This window comes from Salicola sp. AFF1 (assembly GCF_056783195.1).
The window spans coordinates 1-233 of sequence record NZ_JBXAYL010000252.1; the positions used below are offsets into that span (position 1 = coordinate 1).

Consider the following 233-nt stretch of genomic DNA (forward strand, 5'->3'; position numbering starts at 1 on the left):
GATTTTATTAGATTCTCCACACTACAAAAAGAAAAAATTTAAGTACGATGTTAGTTGGGGAATTGATATGCAGAGTGAACATGAACGTTATTTGGTAGAAAAACATTTTAAAAAACCGGTTATTGTAACCGGTTATCCTGCTGCTATTAAAGCATTTTATATGCGTTTAAATGATGGTTGTGAAGCAGGTAAAGAAACCGTTGCTGCTATGGATATTTTAGCACCGGGTATCG

1 pseudogene is annotated in these 233 nt (G+C 34.3%); it reads left to right on the plus strand.

Annotated features, from left to right (window positions below):
- A pseudogene (locus AC1RQI_RS17555) lies at nucleotides 1-233 on the plus strand (hypothetical protein); the annotation flags it as partial.